General features: G+C 74.0%; 16 protein-coding genes and 1 pseudogene. 8 read left to right on the forward strand and 9 right to left on the reverse strand.

What is annotated here, in order from left to right; translation table 11 throughout:
• The first annotated feature begins 7 nt into the window (after nucleotides 1-7).
• A complete protein-coding gene (locus OG295_RS03860) occupies nucleotides 8-469 on the forward strand; it encodes a universal stress protein (RefSeq protein ID WP_371675547.1) in 462 nt (153 codons plus the stop codon).
• Nucleotides 470-574: 105 nt separating this feature from the next.
• On the opposite strand, the gene OG295_RS03865 is transcribed toward OG295_RS03860, so the two are convergent.
• Nucleotides 575-1780, reverse strand: a complete 1206-nt coding sequence (locus OG295_RS03865; protein ID WP_371675548.1) for a CapA family protein — start codon at nucleotides 1778-1780, stop codon at nucleotides 575-577.
• Between the two features lie 268 nt (nucleotides 1781-2048).
• Between OG295_RS03865 and OG295_RS03870 the strand changes: the two genes are divergently transcribed.
• Nucleotides 2049-2582, forward strand: a complete 534-nt coding sequence (locus OG295_RS03870) for a sigma-70 family RNA polymerase sigma factor (protein WP_371675549.1) — start codon at nucleotides 2049-2051, stop codon at nucleotides 2580-2582.
• A gap of 257 nt (nucleotides 2583-2839) precedes the next feature.
• Nucleotides 2840-3304, forward strand: a complete 465-nt coding sequence (locus OG295_RS03875) for a hypothetical protein (RefSeq protein WP_371681098.1) — start codon at nucleotides 2840-2842, stop codon at nucleotides 3302-3304.
• A gap of 82 nt (nucleotides 3305-3386) precedes the next feature.
• Here OG295_RS03875 and OG295_RS03880 read toward each other — a convergent pair whose 3' ends face one another.
• The 4 genes from OG295_RS03880 to OG295_RS03895 all read right to left on the reverse strand — a co-directional run bounded on the left by OG295_RS03880 (nucleotide 3387) and on the right by OG295_RS03895 (nucleotide 8496).
• A complete protein-coding gene (locus OG295_RS03880; RefSeq protein ID WP_371675550.1) occupies nucleotides 3387-3800 on the reverse strand; it encodes a hypothetical protein in 414 nt (137 codons plus the stop codon).
• Nucleotides 3801-3827: 27 nt separating this feature from the next.
• Nucleotides 3828-4688, reverse strand: a complete 861-nt coding sequence (locus tag OG295_RS03885; RefSeq protein WP_371675551.1) for an Fpg/Nei family DNA glycosylase — start codon at nucleotides 4686-4688, stop codon at nucleotides 3828-3830.
• 78 nt (nucleotides 4689-4766) lie between these two features.
• On the reverse strand, nucleotides 4767-6827 hold the full coding sequence (locus OG295_RS03890) for a SpoIIE family protein phosphatase (RefSeq protein WP_371681099.1): 2061 nt from the start codon (nucleotides 6825-6827) through the stop codon (nucleotides 4767-4769).
• Nucleotides 6828-6834: 7 nt separating this feature from the next.
• On the reverse strand, nucleotides 6835-8496 hold the full coding sequence (locus tag OG295_RS03895) for a DUF6777 domain-containing protein (RefSeq protein ID WP_371675552.1): 1662 nt from the start codon (nucleotides 8494-8496) through the stop codon (nucleotides 6835-6837).
• 152 nt (nucleotides 8497-8648) lie between these two features.
• Here OG295_RS03895 and OG295_RS03900 point away from each other — a divergent pair, with 152 nt between their 5' ends.
• The 3 genes from OG295_RS03900 to OG295_RS03910 are packed head-to-tail and all read left to right on the forward strand — an operon-like array spanning nucleotide 8649 to nucleotide 11570.
• A complete protein-coding gene (locus OG295_RS03900; RefSeq protein ID WP_371675553.1) occupies nucleotides 8649-9554 on the forward strand; it encodes a YndJ family protein in 906 nt (301 codons plus the stop codon).
• Between the two features lie 25 nt (nucleotides 9555-9579).
• On the forward strand, nucleotides 9580-10119 hold the full coding sequence (locus tag OG295_RS03905; protein ID WP_371675554.1) for a DUF1990 family protein: 540 nt from the start codon (nucleotides 9580-9582) through the stop codon (nucleotides 10117-10119).
• Nucleotides 10120-10130: 11 nt separating this feature from the next.
• Nucleotides 10131-11570: a lipase maturation factor family protein gene (locus OG295_RS03910; protein WP_371675555.1), complete on the forward strand. Its 1440-nt coding sequence runs from the start codon at nucleotides 10131-10133 to the stop codon at nucleotides 11568-11570.
• On the opposite strand, the gene OG295_RS03915 is transcribed toward OG295_RS03910, so the two are convergent.
• Nucleotides 11556-12539 carry an NAD-dependent epimerase/dehydratase family protein gene (locus tag OG295_RS03915; RefSeq protein ID WP_371675556.1) on the reverse strand — a complete coding sequence of 328 codons (984 nt, stop codon included), beginning with the start codon at nucleotides 12537-12539 and terminating at the stop codon, nucleotides 11556-11558. The genes OG295_RS03910 and OG295_RS03915 overlap by 15 nt on opposite strands.
• A 174-nt stretch (nucleotides 12540-12713) precedes the next feature.
• Nucleotides 12714-12884 (reverse strand): hypothetical protein, encoded by a 171-nt coding sequence (locus tag OG295_RS03920; protein WP_167456775.1) that lies wholly within the window; start codon nucleotides 12882-12884, stop codon nucleotides 12714-12716.
• A 332-nt stretch (nucleotides 12885-13216) separates the two neighbouring features.
• Between OG295_RS03920 and OG295_RS03925 the strand changes: the two genes are divergently transcribed.
• Nucleotides 13217-13606 carry a hypothetical protein gene (locus tag OG295_RS03925; protein WP_371681100.1) on the forward strand — a complete coding sequence of 130 codons (390 nt, stop codon included), beginning with the start codon at nucleotides 13217-13219 and terminating at the stop codon, nucleotides 13604-13606.
• Between the two features lie 92 nt (nucleotides 13607-13698).
• Here the strand turns inward: OG295_RS03925 and OG295_RS03930 are convergent, their stop codons facing one another.
• Nucleotides 13699-15174: an SDR family NAD(P)-dependent oxidoreductase gene (locus tag OG295_RS03930; RefSeq protein WP_371675557.1), complete on the reverse strand. Its 1476-nt coding sequence runs from the start codon at nucleotides 15172-15174 to the stop codon at nucleotides 13699-13701.
• A 368-nt stretch (nucleotides 15175-15542) separates the two neighbouring features.
• Here OG295_RS03930 and OG295_RS03935 point away from each other — a divergent pair.
• Nucleotides 15543-16355, forward strand: a pseudogene (locus tag OG295_RS03935) (DMT family transporter); the annotation flags it as partial.
• Nucleotides 16356-16379: 24 nt separating this feature from the next.
• On the opposite strand, the gene OG295_RS03940 reads toward OG295_RS03935, so the two are convergent.
• Nucleotides 16380-17744 carry a transglycosylase family protein gene (locus tag OG295_RS03940; RefSeq protein ID WP_371675558.1) on the reverse strand — a complete coding sequence of 455 codons (1365 nt, stop codon included), beginning with the start codon at nucleotides 17742-17744 and terminating at the stop codon, nucleotides 16380-16382.
• Nucleotides 17745-17799 lie beyond the last annotated feature (55 nt).

Raw genomic sequence — 17799 nt, forward strand, 5'->3', positions numbered from 1 at the left:
CGGGAGGGTGACGGAGCATGTGAACACGGGTTTCGAGCGCGGTACGGACGGCCCGAAGGTGATCCTCGCCGGGATCGACGGATCGGAGTCCTCGCTCCGGGCCGCGGCCTACGCGGCGGGGCTGGCCCGGCGGCAGAACGCGCTGCTGGCGCTGGTCTACGTCCAGCCGGTGATGGCCGCCGGAGCCTCGCTCGGGGTGCCGGTGGGAGAGACGACCGGGGAGATCGCGGAGGGCATCATCGCCGAGGTCCGCGCCTCCGCGGAGCGCCTCAAGGGGATCTTCGAGGTCCGCTGGCAGTTCCACACCTTCCGCGGCGACCCGTACCAGGGGCTCATGGGCGCCGCCGAGGAACTGAAGGCGGACGCGGTGGTGGTCGGCGCGTCGGAACGGGCCGGCCACCGCATCGTCGGCTCGGTGGCGGTACGGCTGGTCAAGGCGGGACGGTGGCCGGTGACGGTGGTGCCGTGAGGCGTCGGTGATGCCGTGAGGCGTCGGCGCGCCGGTGGTGCGGGCGGTACGGCGGGCGCGGGCGGCCGGCGCGGGCCGGCGCGTCAGCGGGCGCGGGCCGGCGCGTCAGCGGGCGCGCGTGAGGCCGTCCTTGGCCGCGCCCCGGCTCAGGACGGCCTCGGTGACGGCCTCCTGCGCGGTCTCGTACTCGTTCTGTCCGGGTTCCTCGGCGAGGGCGGCCGGGAGGTTGACGATCCGCCCGCTGGAGAGGTCCATCATCTGCGGGATGAACTCGGCCTTGGTGACCTGCCAGCGCCCACCGGGCGCGGCGGGCGGGGCGAAGGTGAAACGGCCGATGGAGCCGTAGTTGCCGCGCATGTCGCGGGCGCCGGAGTGGTTGAACATCTCCCCGGCGACCTGGTCGCCCATCCCGTAGACGATCCAGGTGCCGCCGACCTTCTCGTAGGCCTGCGGGATGTGGGCGTGCGTGCCCAGGATCATGTCCACGTCGGGGCGGCCGCCGGTCCGCGAGGCGGTCAGGGTCTTGCCGAGCGAGAGCTGCGTCTCGTCCGGTTCGGTCTGCCATTCCGTGCCCCAGTGCAGGCTGACCAGCACCACGTCCGCGCCCGCCTGCCGGGCGAGCCGGGCATCGGCGATGATCTTGTCGGGTTCCATCAGGCCGACCGCCCACGGCTGCCCGTCGGGCATCGGGTAGCCGTTGGTGTCGTACGTGTACGCGAGGTGCGCGACCTTGGCCGAGCCCGCGGTGTAGAAGGTGGTCCGGGCCGCCTCCGCCGCCGTGCGCGCGGAGCCCGCGTGGCCGAGGCCGACCTTGTCGAAGCGGTCCAGGGTGCGCTTCAGCCCGTCGGCGCCGTCGTCGAGGGTGTGGTTCGAGGCGGTGGAGCAGCCGTCGTAGCCCGCGTCCTTGAGCGCGTCGGCCACCGCGGGCGGGGAGACGAAGGCGGGGTAGCCGCTGAAGGGTCCGCCGTCCTCGCCGTAGATGGTCTCCATGTGGCACAGGGCCAGGTCGGCCGCCGAGACCACCGGTTTGACGCCGGAGAACATGGGCCGGAAGTCGTACCCGTCGCCTCCCGCGTCGGCCGCCGCACGCTGGATGATCGAGGTGTGCGGCAGCACGTCGCCGCTCGCGACCAGGGTGAAGCCCTTGGCACCGCCGGGCGCGGTGGGCCCGGTGCTGCCCTTCGGGGCTCCGGCGGGCCGGGAGCCGAGGTGCGCGGGGGCCGGTTCCCTGCCGGTGGAGCAGCCTGCCGCCGCAGCGGAGAGGAGGAGGGCCGACAGCAGGGCCGCGGCCTGCCGGGTGCGTTGGGTCATCTATCCCAGCCTTCACTTGTAGGACTGTCGGATAATCCGAAATCCTGAAGAGAAGACTGCTCAAGTCAAGGAGCGGCACCGTCCGCCGGCGCTTTCCCACCCCTACGGCCCAGGGCCGTTCGCCGTGCCGTTCGACCGTTCGTCGCCCGCCACGGCCGCCCACCGGACGACCCGGGTGCTTGGGCGCAACGGCGTCACCGGACGGTTCCCGGGGGGGCTCCGCGCAGGTGAGGGTGAGGACAACCCAGCGGACCGGAAGGAGCCACTCGTGCCGCCCACCCCCACTCTCCAGCGCACGGAACCCGAGGCGCTCGCCGAACTCCAGCGCGAACACGGGCGGGCCCTGTTCGGTTTCCTGCTCGGCCTGACGGCAGGCGACCCACAGCGCGCCGAGGACCTCGTCCAGGAGACCCTCGTACGGGTCTGGCAGCACCCGGAAGTGCTCCACACCGGGCACGAGTCCATGCGGCCCTGGCTGTTCACCGTCGCGCGCCGGCTCGCGATCGACGCGCGCCGGGCCCGGCTGAGCCGGCCGCAGGAGGTGGACCCCGACGGGCTGGAGCAGGCGCCCGCGCCCGAGGACGCGGTGGCGGGCTCGGTCACCGCGATCGATGTCCGGCGGGCGGTCGGCAGCCTGGGACAGGAGCACCGGGACGTGCTGCTGCAGGTCTACTTCCGGGACCGCTCGGTGGCGGAGGCGGCGGCGGAGCTCGGCATTCCGGCCGGAACGGTCAAATCCCGCACGTACTACGCCCTGCGCGCCCTGCGCAAGGGGCTCCAGGGGTACGGACTGGGCGCCTGAGCCGGGGAGCTCGGGACACCGGAACGCTCGGGGACCGCTGGAGAAACACTCAGGGAACGCCCGCCGGGCACACGAACCGGACACGGACCGCATCGATATCGGCACCAGTCCGTTCAAGTTGAGTAAACATCCCCCGCTCCGCGAGTCCGCCGGTGAAGGCTCGGGGGTGACGACGGGACGCTCACAGCGCGGGAGAAGGTGGAACGGTGCAGCCCGAGGGTTTGAACGGCACCAGTGACGGCGGACTGGCAGTGCCCATGGCGTGGCTCTACGCGGAGTACATCGCCGACGAACTGCTGCGCACGGGACGCCTGATCCCGGTGAGCACACTGGAGTTCCGTGCCGGACGGGACACGCTCGCGCTGACGATCTACCTCTCGGACGCGGCCGGTGAGCTCTCGGGGATCCGGGTGGTCTCGCAGCTGGAGGAGTGGCTCTCGCTGACGGCGTACGGGCACCCGTGGCGCGACTGGGTCCACACCCGGTTCCTCGCGCTCGGCGAGGAGGCCCGGGAGCGCGGCCGCGGCGACGACCCCGACCTGGAACTGGCGCGGGCGGCGTGGCGCTGGCTGGACCACACCGAGCTGTTCGCCACGAACATCGACCCCGGCCGCCTCGGACACCCCGACACCTCGGCGGGCCTGGACGAGAACGCCCGCGTCTGGACCCCGGCCTGGCAGCTGGGCCTGCCCTTGGGCCACCTCGCGATGCACCTGTTCTGAGCCCGCTCCCCAGACCCCGGGGCCGGCCCGCGTCGGACACCGGTCCGCCGGTGCCGGCGGCGGGTGCGACGAGCGGAACCGCTCAGGGCGCGGTCCGCCGGCCGGCCGTGGACGGGGGTTCCGCCGGGTCGGTGACCAGGCCGGTGAAGGCGGCCTCGTTGCGCTCCGCCCGGGCCACGTACCAGCGGGCGATCAGCCACATCACCGGGTACGCCACCAGGCCGAGCGCGACCCAGACCACCGGGCCCGCGACCGTCCGGGGCAGCAGGAAGCCGAGCGGCAGCAGACCGAGGAGCAGGGCCAGCAGGGTCAGGGCCACCAGCCCGGCGCGGAGCTGGCTGCGCATCAGGGCCCGTACGTAGGTGGCGCCCAGGGTGGTCTGCTCGGAGATCTCCGAGCGCGCCGGGGTGTGCGCGGGAGGCCTGCGGCGCGTGCCCCGGGGAACCCCCGTGACGATCTCCCGCCGGGGCTGCGGCCGCTGCTGGTCCTGAGCCATGGTGCCGGAGTCTACGCAGCGAACGGGCTATTTGAGGAGACGCGAGAGCCTGCGGTCGGCGAGCGGCTTGCCTCCGGTCTGGCAGGTGGGGCAGTACTGGAGCGAGGAGTCGGCGAAGGACACCGAGCGGATGGTGTCCCCGCACACCGGGCACGGCTCCCCCGCCCGGCCGTGGACCCGCAGACCGCTCTTCTTCTCGGCCTTGAGCTGCCCGGCGGCCACGCCGTGCGCCCGCTCGACGGCCGTGCGGAGCGTGTCCCCGACCGCCCGGTAGAGGTGGGTGACCTGGTCCTCGTCGAAGGAGGAGGCCAGTTTGAAGGGGGAGACGCGGGCCGCGTGCAGGATCTCGTCGCTGTAGGCGTTGCCGATGCCCGCGATGACGCTCTGGTCACGCAGCACGCCCTTGATCTGCCGGCGCTCCCCCGCCAGGAGCGCGGCGAAGGCGTCCCGGTCGAAGCCCTCGGCGAGCGGGTCGGGGCCGAGCCGGGCGATGCCCGGGACCTCGCGGGGGTCGCGCACGACGTACGCGGCGAGGCGCTTTTGGGTGCCCGCCTCGGTGAGGTCGAAGCCGCCGCCCTCCTCCAGTTCGACACGGAGCGCGAGCGGCCCCTTGCCGGGACCGGGCGGCCGGGCCGGCAGGGTGTCGTGCCAGCGCAGCCAGCCTGCCCTGGCCAGGTGGGTGACCAGGTGGAGGTCGCCGATGCCGAGGGCGAGGAACTTGCCGTACCGGGCGACGGGGCCGGCCCGCCGGCCTTCGAGGGCGCTGAGCGGGGGATCGTAGGTCTTGAGCACGCTGACGGCGAGCGGGAGGACGCGTCGCACCACCCGCCCGGCGAGGCGTTCGTCGAGGAAGCCCCGCAGGGCCTCGACCTCCGGCAGCTCGGGCATCCTCCCAGCCTGCCCCCGCCCGCGGCGGAGCGCGAACCGATGGACCGGCGCCGGGCCGGGCCGGCCGGCCGGCCGGGGTCAGTCCACCACGAACTCGCACCAGACGCACTTGCCGCTGCCGCGCGGCTCCACTCCCCAGACGTCCGCCAGCCGGTCGACCAGCATCAGGCCCCGCCCCGAGACTCCCGAGTGCCCGGCCTCGCGGCGGCGCGGGAGGGCGCTGGAGCGGTCCTCCACCTCCACCCGCAGCCGCCGCTGGGTGCCGGCCAGGACGCGCAGGGTCACGATCGCGGGGCCGTCCGTGTGCATCAGGGCGTTCACGATCAGTTCGTCGGCGACCAGTTCGATCTCGTCGGCCCGGCCCCGCGCGCCCCACGCCCGCACGGCGGCGCCGATCATGTGCCGGGCGGCGACGAGCGCCTCGGGGTCCCCGGGGGCCACGTGCTGCTGGAGCCGGCCGCCGCCCTGCGGGACGTCCTCGCCCCGGCGGCGGAGCAGGATCAGGGCCATGTCGTCGTCGCCCCGGTCGTCGACGACCTCGCACAGCCGGTCGGCGAGCAGTTGGAGGTCGCCCGGTCCGCCGCGCACCAGGTCGGTGAGGAAGCGGATGCCGTCGTCCAGGTCCGCGCCGGGCTGCTCCACCAGACCGTCGGTGCACATCAGGAGCGTTTCTCCCGGATCCAGTTCCACCGTGGTGACCGGGTACTCCAGGCGGCCGAACTCGGCGGACAGCCCGAGCGGCAGCCCGCCCTCCACCGGCAGTCGGCGGCAGTCGCCGTCCCGGGTGCGCAGCAGCGGGTCGATGTGGCCGGCGCGCACGATCTGCAGGACCCCGGTGGTCAGGTCGGCCTCCGCGTAGGTGCAGGTGGCGAAGCGGTCGGTGTCGAGTTCGTGCAGGAAGACCGAGGCGCGGGCCATCACGGTGGCCGGGGAGTGCCCTTCGGCGGCGTAGGCGCGCAGCACGATGCGCAGTTGTCCCATCACGGCCGCCGCGTGGGTGTCGTGTCCCTGGACGTCGCCGATGACGGCGCCGACGCGGCCTCCCGGCAGCGGGATGACGTCGTACCAGTCCCCGCCGATGTCCTGGCCCATCCGGGCGGACCGGTAGCGGACGGCGATCTGCGCTCCGGGGACGGAGGGGATCCGGCGGGGCAGCATCGCCTGCTGGAGGCCTTCGGCGAGGTCGTGCTCCTGTTCGAGCAGCATCGCGCGCTGGAGGCTCTGGGCGATGCTGCTGCCGAGCGCGACCAGCAGGTTGCGTTCGTCCTGGGTGAAGCCGTCCTTGTCCTGGTAGAGGAGGCCGATCGCGCCGATGGGCCGGGCCTGGGCGATGAGCGGCAGGTAGGCGGCGGCCGAGATGTCCATCGAGGAGATCCGCGACCAGAGGCCCGGGTAGCCCTCGGCGAACTCGTCCGCCGAGTCGAGGAAGCGCGGCTGGAGCGAGCGCACGACCTCGCTCATCGGGTACTGCTCGTCGATGCGCGTGTAGCGCGTGCCGGGGACGAAACTCCCGGGCGGGCCTTCGGCCACCAGGTGGATCCGGCCCGCCTCGACGAGCCCCATGACCATGCCCATCGAGCCGAGCCGTTCCAGGCCGTGGGCGTCCCCGAGGGCGTCGATGACGTCCTTGACGGTGCGGGCGTGGGCGAGGGCGGCGGTGGTGCTCTCGACCACGGAGGTCTGGCGGCGGCGTTCGTCGTCGAGACCGAGGCGCTCGGCCGAGTGGCTGAGCTCCTCGGTCGCGTCGCGGACGATGCCGATGATCCGGTACGGGCGGCCGTCGACGTCGCGCATGACGCGCCCCTGGGTGTGGGTCCAGCGGAGCCGGCCGTCGTGGCAGCGGATGCGGAAGTAGGCGCCGTAGCTGTCGAGCCCGCTCTTGAGGGCACTGGAGACGAGGGCGTCCAGCCGGGCGCTCTCGGCGGGCGGGACGCGGGGGCCCAGTGACTCGGGCCGCCCGTCGTACGCGTCGGAGGTCGTGTCGAAGACGTCGAGGGCGGCCGAGTCCAGGTGCATGAGCCCGGTGACCAGGTCCCAGTCGAAACTGCCCATCCGGTTCAGTGAGAGCGACCGGTCCGGCTGTGCGGGCCAGTCCTCCGGTGGAGATGTGGTGCTCGACACCGGTCCACCATGACACAGGGGCCGGTCAGGCGCTCTCCAGATTGATGGCGGAGTCGGTGGGCGCCTGCTGCTGGTCCGGGAATCCGAAGGGGTCGGCCGGATCGGTGGGCACGGCCGGGTCGTGCGTCGGCACGTCGTCCGGGGGGAGGGGCGCCCCCGGGTCGGCGGGGGGCCGGACGGGCTGCGAGGGCAGGTCCTGGAACGGGTCCGGCGGGAGGGCTCCTTCGGCGGGCCGGTCGGCGGGTACGTCGGCGGGGGGCTTCTGCGGGGTGGCGGGCGCGTTCGGGGCGCTGTCGGCGGCCCGGCCGGGGACGCACGGGGGCGCGGAGGGGGCGGCGGGGTCGGCCGGGTCCCCGGGGGCGGCGGGCATTCCCGGGGGGCCGGCGGGCGGGCCGAGGGGCGGGGCCGTCTCGTCGAGGGGTCCGGCGGGCAGGTCCAGGAGCGGCGCCGTCTCGTCCAGCGGCGGGGCCGTCTCGTTCAGGGGCGGGGCCGTCTCGTTCACGGGAGGCGCCGTCTCGTTCAGGGGCCCGGACGACGGGCCGAGGAGGGGCGCCGGGGCGTTCACGGGCCCGGCCGGCAGGTCCAGCGGGGGCGCCGTCTCGGCCAGCGGGGGCGCGGTCTCGTCGAGGTGCCCGGCGAGCGGGCCGGTGGGGGCGGCCGGCTCCCCGGGAGGGCCGGCGGGCGGACCGCCCGGGAGGTCGGACGTGGTCCCGGAGGGCGGCGGCCCGGAAGGGGTGCCGGGCGGGGGCGCGGACGGCGGGGTGGACGGGGCTTTCGGCGGGGTGGTCCGGGCCAGGCTGTTCGGGTCCGGGCCGGCGCAGGGGTCTGAGGGATCCGGCGGGGTCGCGGGTCCGTTCGGGATGCCCTCGGCCGGATCGTAGGGGGGCAGGACCCGGGGGACCTTGTCCTGGGCGCCGTCGTCGCCCGTCTTGCGTTCGATCCAGGTGTTGTCGGCGATGTTCACGATCACCAGGCTGTTGATCGCCTGGGCCGTCGGCTCGATGACGATGACCTGGTTGGGCTGGTAGCCGTTCCACTGGTCGCCCTTGAGCACCGGGCTCCCCTTCGCCCCGAGCGGTGCGGCCAGCGGGTTCCCGCAGGCGCAGCGGACGCGCGGCATGCCGTGGGCGTCGACGAGGACGGCCGTGCCGGCCTGGAGGACGGCCTGGTAGCCGTCGGCACGGCCGTCTCGGAAGGCGTGGTTGGTGATCCGGGTGTCCGCGCGCAGGACCACCGGGGTGAGTCCGCGCAGGAACTCGGGGATCTTCTCCCGTTCGACGCCGGCGACCTCGGCGAAGGCGCGGGACTTGGCGTCGTCCGAGGTCAGGAGGGTGACCTGGCGTTCGACATCGCAGCTGCCGAGCCGGTTCGTCCCGCCGTACAGGCCGGGGGTGGCGGCGCCGACCGTACGGATGCCCCGGCCGCTCGCGTTGGGCAGCGGCGGCTGGACGGGCGCCGACTCGGCGGTGGCCGACGAAGGGGTGAAGGGGTCGGGGCCGGGGGCGCCGACGGGCTGGAGGGCGAGCTCCATCCGGTCGGCGGCGGCGCCCTTGGTCTGTTCGGGGGCCGAACCCGAGCAGCCGGCGGCGAGGAGGCCGACGACCGCCAAGAGGGCCGCGCAGGCCGGTACGTGACGGCGCGGCGCCTGACGGTGTGTCGGTGCGGGCACGTCATTCGCGTCGTTCACGCTGCTCTCCCTTTTCGCCCCGGTTGCTCCTCTCTTGTCTGCCGCATCTCCCCCGACACCGCAACCGGAGCGCCCGTCAGATCGTATTGAACATGTTCAACGAAAAGCGTAGGGTCACGACCGTGAGTTGAACGCGTTCAAAGGAGCGGACCTTGACCGTCCTCGTGAACCTGATCGTCGCCCTGGGGATGGGCTGCGCCGTCCCCCTGGGCCTGCGCCTGATCGACCCGGTCCGGTTGCGCCGCGCGGCCCGGCTGTGGCCCCTCGCGGCCGTGCCGGGGGCGCTGTGCCCCTGGCTCCCGCGCGGCCCGGCGGCCACGGCCCTCGCCGCGCTCTACGCGGCGGCCGCCCTGGCCCTCGCCTGCTCGGCCGGGGCCCGGCTGCGGCAGGTGCTCGCCCGGACCCCGCCCGGGGGCCGGCGACTGCCGGACCCGGCCGAGGCGGCCGTGCTCACCGCCCTGGTGTCGCCCTCGGTCGCCGCGACCGCCCTGGTCGCCGAGCGGGCCGGCTACCGGCTCTTCGGCTTCGACCTGGACGTCCTGGCGCTGACCGTCCCGCACTTCCACTTCGCCGGGTTCACCGCCGCCCTGGTCGCCGGTCTGGTGTGCCGCTCGTCGGGCACGCGGCGCGGGGCGCGCTGGGCCGCGTACAGCGTCCCGGCGGGGACCCTGCTGGTCCTGCTCGGCTACTTCGTCGACGACTGGGCCGAACTGCTGGGCGCGGTGGTGCTGACCACGGGGATGTGGGCGGTGGCCCTGGTGACCTGGCGGGACCTGCGGCCCGCCGCGCGGGACCGGACCACCGCGACGCTGCTGGCCGTGTCGGCGGCGGTCCTCGTGGCCACGATGCTGCTCGCCCTGTGGTGGGCGGCGGGCGAGGCCACCGGGATCGTCCACCCCACCCTGACCTGGATGGCCGCCACGCACGGGCTGGGCAACGCACTCGGTTTCGCCCTGTGCTCCCTGCTGGCGTGGCGCCGCCTGACCCCGGCGGCCCCCGTGTCCCCCACGGCCCCCGCGCCCGTAGCCCTCGCGGCGGCGCCCGCACCCCGCCCCTGATGTCCGATCGAACGGAGAACACGCCATGACCCGCCTCATCAGCGCCGGCCGGGACACCGTCAACTACCCCGACCGGGGTGCGACGGCCCGCCGGCCCCTGCCCGCCGGATACAACCACCTGCACCACCGCACCCGGATCGGCCGGGGCCGGGCCGCCTTCGAAGCCGCCGGGGCCGCGGTCACGACCTTCCACGCCCACCGGGCCTCGGGCCTCAGCGTCCGTACACCCGGGGGCGGCGGCGCCGTGCGGCCCGGTCTGCGCGCGGAGGTGGGGATCGGCCTGGGACCGCTGCGGATCACCGCTCCCTGCCAGGTGGTCTGGACCGCGTACGAGCCCACCCGCACCGGCTTCGCGTACGGAACCCTGCCCGGGCACCCCGAATGCGGGGAGGAGTCCTTCCTGGTGGAGATCGACGCCGACGGCGCCGTGTGGTTCACGGTCACCGCCTTCAGCCGCCCGGACCGCTGGTACACCCGGCTCGCGGGTCCCGTGGTCCCCCTCCTCCAGCACGGCTACGCGCGGTGGCTGGCCCGCCACCTGCGCGCCCTGGCCGCCGGCGCCTGATACTGGAGGGGATGGACTGGTTCACGGCGCCCGGATACTGGCTGGGCCGGCTGGTCTTCCAGCGGGCCCTGGCGGGCGTCTACGTCTTCGCGTTCGTCGGGGCCGCCCTGCAGTTCCGGGCCCTGATCGGGGCGCGCGGCATGCTGCCCGTCCCGGACTACCTGCGGTACATGCCCTTCCGCCACGCCCCGAGCCTGTTCCAACTGCGCTACTCCGACGGACTCTTCGCCGGCTGCGCGTGGGCCGGGGCGGCCCTCGCGGCGGCGCTGGCCGCGGGCGCGGGCGACCTCGTGCCGCTGGGCGCGGCCATGGGGATGTGGACGGTGCTGTGGCTGCTCTACCTGTCGATCGTGAACGTGGGGCAGACCTGGTACTCCTTCGGCTGGGAGTCCCTGCTGCTGGAGGTCGGGTTCCTGGCCGTCTTCCTCGGCAACTCCCGGACCGGGCCGCCCGTGCTGGTGCTGTGGCTGCTGCGGTGGGTGCTGTTCCGGGTGGAGTTCGGCGCCGGGCTGATCAAGATGCGCGGCGACGCCTGCTGGCGCAGGCTCACCTGTCTCTACCACCATCACGAGACGCAGCCGATGCCCGGTCCGCTCAGCTGGTTCTTCCACCGTCTGCCGCGCCCCGTCCACCGGGTGGAGTGCGCGGCGAACCACGTGACCCAACTGATCGTCCCGGTCCTGCTGTTCACGCCGCAGCCGGTGGCCTCGTACGCGGCGTGCGTCATGGTGGCCACCCAGCTGTGGCTGGTGCTGTCGGGCAACTTCGCCTGGCTGAACTGGCTGACGATCACGCTCGCGCTTCCGGCCGTCGACTTCACCGCGCTCGCCGGTACCCCGCCCGCCGCCGCGTCGGGCGCGGCACCGGTCTGGTTCGTCGTCCTCGTCTGCGCGGTGACGGCGCTGGTCCTGGTGCTCAGCCGGCATCCGGTGGCCAACATGATCTCGCCGCGCCAGGTGATGAACCGGTCCTTCGACCCGCTCCACCTGGTCAACACCTACGGGGCGTTCGGCACGGTCGGGCGGATCCGCGACGAGGTCGTGGTCGAGGGGACCGCCGACGCGGTGCCCCGCGAGGACGGCGCCTGGCGGGAGTACGGCTTCAAGGGCAAGCCGGGCGATCCGCTGCGGATGCCGCGCCAGTTCGCCCCGTACCACCTGCGGCTGGACTGGCTGATGTGGTTCGCGGCCCTCTCCCCCGGCTATGCCCGGGACTGGTTCGGGCCGTTCGTCGAGCGGCTGCTGGCGGGCGACCGGGACACGCTGCGGCTGATCCGCCACAACCCCTTCCCGGACGCCCCGCCGCGGTTCGTGCGGGCCCGGCTCTACCGGTACCGGTTCACCACCTGGCGGGAGCTCCGCGAGACGGGCGCCTGGTGGCACCGCACGCCGCTGCGCGAGTACCTGCCGCCGACCCGGCTCGCCGGAGCCCGCGCCTCAGAGCCCGAGTAGGTCCGCCTCCCGCTCGGCGGAGATGCCCGGCGCGGGCCGGTCGGAGCGCTGGGGGGCGACGCCGCCGAGGGAGCGGAGCCAGGCCCAGGTGTCGGCGGCCGTCTCCTCGACGGGGCGGCACTTCAGGCCCGTTTCCAGGGCCCGGGTGGCGTCGCCGCCGAACATGTGGGCATGACCCTCGCCCTCCGGGATCCAGACGGGCAGTTCGGTCCAGGGCTGGATCCCCGCCGCCTCGATCACGGCCTGGTCGGTCCAGCGCGGCTCCAGGGGTACACCGGCGGCGGCGGCGCAGGCCTCCAGGAGGCTGCCCATCGTGGCGTGGCCCAGCGGGGAGATCAGGTCGTAGGCGCCGCCGTGGCCGGCCTCCGCCGCGTCCAGGGTCCAGTGCGCGAGGTCGCGCACGTCGATGTACTGGAGCGGGAGCCCGGGGCGTCCGGGGGCCAGGAGGGGGCCGCCGCGCGCGACCCTGTTCAGCCACCAGGGCAGTCGGCCGACGTTCTCGTACGGACCGAGGATCAGCCCGGCGCGCACGAGCAGCGCGCGCTCCCCGAAGGCGTCGACGGCGGCGATCTCGGCGCCCCTCTTGTCCTCGGCGTAGGCGACGGAGTCCGCGTCGGGCGATCCCTCGACCAGCGGGGCGTCCTCACCGGGGCCCGCGGTCGGGGGGTAGGCGTAGACCGAACGGGTGGAGACGTACACGTACCGGCCGACCCGGCCGGCCAGCAGGCGGGCACTGTCGCGGACCGCGGTGGGGGCGCCGCCCCAGGTGTCGACGACGAGGTCCCACTCCCCCTCGGCGAGGGAGTCCAGGCCGCCGGGGAGCGTACGGTCCCCGTGGACGGCGGAGGTTCCCGGCGGGGGCGCGTGGTGCCCCCGGTGGAAGACGGTCACCTCCCAGCCCCGCTCCAGGGCGTCTTCGGTGATCGCGCGCCCGACGAATTCGGTCCCACCCAGCATCAGTAGCTTCATGGGTCCGACCTTGCCGGGGCGGATCCGCCGGGGGAAGTCATGATCGCCCATAGCGATGACGCTCACGGCGTAGGCCGGACGGGAACCCCGCGCGGACGGCGGGAACGCGGATCCGCCCCGCGACGTGGCGCGCCCCCGTCACCCTCGGGTGCGGGGGCGCGTCGGGCTCCGGCCCTAGTCGATGCCGGGCAGGATGTGCGGTTCCGCCAGGTCGTCCTCGTAGCCGGCGAGCCGGATGGGTGCGGAGCGGGCCCAGACCTCGAGGCTGCCGAGTTCGTCGGACCGCGTGCTCGCCCTCCAGCCCGTGCGCTCCATGGTCGGGTCGGTCTTGGTCATCTCAGTCACCGCGCACTCCCTTGTGTCGCGTAACCCGGCGGGCTCGTCCGCGCGCCGGAATAGGGATATAGAAGGTCTTCCGGACGCGGTGGCGCCATGGTGGAGCGGGGCCCGGGTGAGGCTCCTTGCGCTTCAGGGTACACATATGAGCGGGGGCCCGCTCGATGGAACGGTAAAATCCGCGCTGGACCGCTTGTTTTCTCCCCGAGTTCAGGAAGTCGCCCACCGGCGTGTCCGCCGGGACTGATCTGCTCGGGTGCGGAGGCACGCGAGCGGAGACGACAGAGGGAGTCACGGTGGCGAGGTCAGGAGTACCCGCGTTCGGCAGTGTCGACGAGCTGATGGACCTTCTGCACGCCCATCACGAGGCCCCGGACGCTTCCGACCGCGACCTCGGACTACAGACTGCGGCGCTTCTGCGCCGCTCGCATCCGTTCGACAAGGAACTCCAAGTGGCCGGCCTGCTCCACGGCCTGGGGCGGCTGCTGCCCCCGGAAGGCGGCCCGGGGGCGCCCGCGGACCCGGACGGGCGCACTGCGGAGGCGGTCCGTCCGCTGCTGGGCGACCGAGTGGCCCGGCTCCTGCGCCCGCCCGCCCCGGGCGCCGAGCCGGAGGCGGAGACACTGCGCCAGGCGGCCCGTGCGGGCCGGGCGGCGGGGCTGGAGGCCGGGGTGATGGAGGACTGGCGCCCGGTGCTGGAACTCGTCGCGGCCGGGGCCTATCAACTCTGAGGCGCGATGCGCCCGAACGGGTGAGGAGGGGGCGGACGGCCCGTGCCGTCCGCCCCCTCCTCACCCGTACCGCCGCGAACGCGGCGGCGGTCCTACCAGTTGGCGGGCGCGTAGTCCTTCAGGAAGACTCCGTAGAGGTCCTCGCCGGCCTCGCCCCGGACGACCGGGTCGTAGACGCGGGCCGCGCCGTCCACCAGGTCGAGGGGCGCGTGGAAGCCCTCCTCGGCCAGGCGCAGCTTGTCGAAGTGCGGGCGCTCATCGGTGATCCAGCCGGTGTCGACCGAGGTCATGAGGATGCGGTCGGTCTGGAACATCTCCTGGCCGCTGGTCCGCGTCACCATGTTCATCGCCGCCTTGGCGGCGTTGGTGTTCGGGTGACCCGCGCCCTTGTAGCCGCGGCTGAAGACGCCTTCCATCGCGGAGACGTTGACCACGTACGCCCGCCCGCTGGACGCCTTCCGGGCCGCCTCGGCCATCGACGGCCGCAGCGCGCTGATCAGGATGAACGGCGAGGTGTAGTTGCACAGCTGGGTCTCCAGCAGCTCCACCGGGGAGATCTGGTCGATGGTCTGCACCCAGGTGTTGGAGTCCACGACGTCGGGCAGCAGGCCGCCCGCGTCGATGGCCGTGCCGGCGAGGTGCCGCTCCAGGCTGGCGTTGCCCGCGACGAGGGCGAGGTCGGCGACCTTCTGGGCCTCCAGCCCGCTCACGCCGACGGGCAGCGCCGCCAGGCCGTCGACCGCGCCGGAGTTGAAGGCGCCGATGACGTGGTGGGCGGGGAGCTCGCCGGCCGGCAGCGGGGCGCTCTCGCCCTCGACCAGCGCGGCGTACGCGGTGGGCAGGCGGCGCACGGTCTGCGTCGCGTTGTTGATCAGGATGTCCAGCGGACCGGCCGCGGCCACCTGCTCGGCGAGCGCCACGGACTGGGCCGGGTCGCGCAGGTCGATGCCGACGACCTCCAGGCGGTGCATCCAGTCCGCGGAGTCCTCCATCGCCTTGAAGCGGCGGATGGCGTCCTTGGGGAAACGGGTGGTGATCGTGGTGTGGGCACCGTCGCGCAGCAGCCGCAGAGCGATGTACATGCCGATCTTGGCCCGGCCGCCGGTGAGCAGCGCGCGCTTGCCGGTCAGGTCGGCGCGGGCCTCCCGCCTGGTCCGGTTCTCGACGGCGCACTCCGGGCAGAGCTGGTGGTAGAAGAAGTCGACCTCGACGTACCGCGTCTTGCAGACGTAGCAGGAGCGCGGGCGCTGGAGTATTCCGGCGATCCGGCCGGCTTCGGTGACCGAGGAGGGCAGGATGCCCTCGGTCTCGTCGTCGATGCGCTCGGCGGAGCCGGTCGCGGTCGCCTCGGTGACGGCCTTGTCGTTGGCGGTCTTGGCGGCGCGGCGCTCCTGGCGGCGGCGCTGCTTGACCGTGCGGTAGAGGCCGGCGGTGGCGCGGCGTACGGTGATGGCGTCGGGGTGGTCGACGTCGATCTTGTCGAGTTCGTCGAGCACGCTGAGGCAGAGGGCCAGCCGCTCGGGGTCGATGCCCGGCCCGTATGCGTGGTTGTCTTCGGTCACCGTCATGGCCGCTGCCGTTCCCTGTTCGCTCGTCCGCGTCCGCCTGCTGCGGAGGTCCCAAAACCGCCACTGTACGGAGCCGACACGCCCGGGACCAAACCCGTATCCGTGCGCCTCACCGACCGCGAGCCCCCTGTCACGGTATGGATGGGTTCGCAACGCTCCGTGCGCTCCGCGACACGGCCACCGCCCACGGGGCGCCGCGGATGCCGCGCTCCGTGAACGACCGCAGCGTGGCGCGGCAGTTCGCGACGGACCCCCGCCCGAAAACGGTAGGTACTCCTTCCGGTGTATGCCAGGAGGATGACTCGCTCGCCGATCAAGGAGCCCGTGGGCGGATGAAGAGCGGCCCCGGGTGCGGCATCGTGGAATGCATGAGCGCCCTGGCCCTGTCGGTCCTCCTCTGCCTGGTCTCCGCCGTCGCGTACGCGAGCGGTGCGATCGTCCAGGAGCACGTCGCGGCGAGCTCGCCGGACGGCTCCTACGCACCGCTGCGCCGGGCCGGCTGGTGGGCGGCGGTCGCCCTGAACGGACTCGGCGCCACGCTGCACGTACTGGCGCTCGCGTACGGGCCGCTGAGCCTCGTCCAGCCGCTGGGTGCGCTGACCATCGTCTTCGCCCTCCCGATGGCCGCCTTCTTCGTGGGACGCCGGGCGGGCGCGGCGGCCTGGCGCGGGGCCGTCCTGGCCACCGCCGGCCTGGCCGGGCTCCTCACCCTGACCGGCGGGGACAGCGCGGGCCGGGAGGCCCTGGCCGGCACGGAACGGATCCTGCTGCTGTCGGTGACGGCGGGCGGGGCGGCGGTGCTGTTCCTGGCGGCCCGGCGGGCGCACCGGACCGTGCTGCGCAGCGTGCTGCTGGCGGCGGCCGCCGGTACGGCCTTCGGGATGGCCTCCGTGTTCACGAAGTCGGTCGCGGAGAACTTCGAGGCGGGCATGTCGGCCGGGCTGTGGCCGGACCTGGCGGCGATCGCCGTACTGGCGGCCGGCGGGCTGCTGCTCTCGCAGGCCGCCTACCGGGGTGCCGGGCTGACCGCGCCGCTGGCCACCGTGACCGTCGTCAATCCGGCGGTGGCCGCGGCGGTGGGCATCTCCTTGTTCGACGAGGGCTTCCGCTACGGCACCGCGGGCGCCGTGGCCGCGCTGGCGAGCGCCGTGGTGGCGGCGGCGGGCCTGGTGCTGCTCACGGCCGTGCCGCCGCACGTGCGGGGGTCAGATGCCGACGCCCCTTCCACGGAGGTACTTGAGCGGGTCGATGTCGGAGCCGTAGCCGGGGGCGGTGCGCATCTCGAAGTGCAGGTGGGGCCCGCTGGTGTTGCCGGTCGAGCCGGAGCGGCCGATCCGCTGGCCGCCGGAGACCTGCTGGCCGGCCTTGACGCCGAGCGCGGAGAGGTGGGCGTACTGGGAGTACCGGCCGTCGGCGTGCTTGATGACGACCTGGTACCCGTAGGCTCCCGCCCAGCCCGCCGACTCCACCGTGCCCGGACCCACGGCCTTGATGCTGGTGCCGGTCGGCACCGGGAAGTCGACGCCCGTGTGGTAGCCGCTGGACCAGGAGGACCCCGCGACGTGGTAGGCCGTTCCGAGGGCGGCGTCGACGGGGGCGGTGAAGCCGCCCGAGGCGGGCTTCTGCTCCGCTGAGGGCTTGGCGGCGGGCTTCTCGGCAGGTTTCTCCGCCGGCTTCTCGGCGGGCTTGGCGGCGGGCTTGGCGGTGGGCTTCTCCGTGGGCTTCTCCACCGGTTTCGCCTGGCCGGCGGGCTCCACGGGTTTGACCGGCTCGGCGGTGCGCGGCGGCTTCTCCGGGTTCTGCGCGGGGGGCGCCGCGGGAGCGGTGGTCACCCGGAGCGTGAGCCGCTGCCCCGGGAAGATCATGTCGGGGTTGCCGCCGACCGTGCTCCGGTTGGTCTCGTAGAGGGCCTGCCAGCCGCCCTCGACGTGCTGCTCGACGGCGATCGTCGACAGCGAGTCCCCGGGCGCGACGACGTACGGGTTCGGCAGGACGGAGGTGCCGGTCGGGCGGGGCATGACGACGGGCGTCCCGGTGGTGGCCTTGGTCGCCTGGAGCCGGTCCATCGGCGCCTGCGTCCGCGCGGGCTCGGGCCGGGCCGGCTCGGGCTGCGCCGACTTGGCCTGGTCCGGCTTGGCCTGGGACTGCGCCGGCTTCGGCGACGCCGGCCCCGCGGTGGCGGGCGCCGGACCGCTGCGGCTGAGTCCGGACTGCGGGCCGCAGACGGGCCAGGCCTGCGGGCCCTGCCCCCTGAGCACCTTCTCCGCGACCGCGATCTGCTGGTCCCTGGTAGCCAGGTCGGCGCGGGCGGCGAAGGCGGTGCCGCCGAAGTCCCGCCAGGTGCTCTGGCTGAACTGGAGCCCGCCGAAGTAGCCGTTGCCGGTGTTGATCTTCCAGTCGCCGGTCGCCTCGCACTCGGCGACCTTGTTCCAGGTGTCCACGGAGGCGGCGTGCGCGGCCCCCGCCCCGATGAGCGGGAGCGCGATGCCCGCGCCACCCGCGGTGACGGCGAGCGAGGCCCGGTTGATGCTGCTCGGCTGGTACCGGCGGTGCCGGCCCCGTACACCCATGGGAGCCCCCTTGAAGACATCAGGAACCGCACAACCTAACGCCGCCCCACATCGC

Source organism: Streptomyces sp. NBC_01276 (assembly GCF_041435355.1).
Classification (GTDB): Bacteria; Actinomycetota; Actinomycetes; order Streptomycetales; family Streptomycetaceae; genus Streptomyces.

Bases quoted from the DNA above. Each gene is read 5' to 3' on its own strand.
- OG295_RS03865 (WP_371675548.1), bottom strand. From the start codon at position 1,780: ATGACCCAACGCACCCGGCAGGCCGCGGCCCTGCTGTCGGCCCTCCTC.
- OG295_RS03875 (WP_371681098.1), top strand. From the start codon at position 2,840: ATGGCGTGGCTCTACGCGGAGTACATCGCCGACGAACTGCTGCGCACG.
- OG295_RS03880 (WP_371675550.1), bottom strand. From the start codon at position 3,800: ATGGCTCAGGACCAGCAGCGGCCGCAGCCCCGGCGGGAGATCGTCACG.
- OG295_RS03885 (WP_371675551.1), bottom strand. From the start codon at position 4,688: ATGCCCGAGCTGCCGGAGGTCGAGGCCCTGCGGGGCTTCCTCGACGAA.
- OG295_RS03905 (WP_371675554.1), top strand. From the start codon at position 9,580: ATGACCCGCCTCATCAGCGCCGGCCGGGACACCGTCAACTACCCCGAC.
- OG295_RS03910 (WP_371675555.1), top strand. From the start codon at position 10,131: ATGGACTGGTTCACGGCGCCCGGATACTGGCTGGGCCGGCTGGTCTTC.
- OG295_RS03915 (WP_371675556.1), bottom strand. From the start codon at position 12,539: ATGAAGCTACTGATGCTGGGTGGGACCGAATTCGTCGGGCGCGCGATC.
- OG295_RS03925 (WP_371681100.1), top strand. From the start codon at position 13,217: ATGGACCTTCTGCACGCCCATCACGAGGCCCCGGACGCTTCCGACCGC.
- OG295_RS03930 (WP_371675557.1), bottom strand. From the start codon at position 15,174: ATGACGGTGACCGAAGACAACCACGCATACGGGCCGGGCATCGACCCC.
- OG295_RS03940 (WP_371675558.1), bottom strand. From the start codon at position 17,744: ATGGGTGTACGGGGCCGGCACCGCCGGTACCAGCCGAGCAGCATCAAC.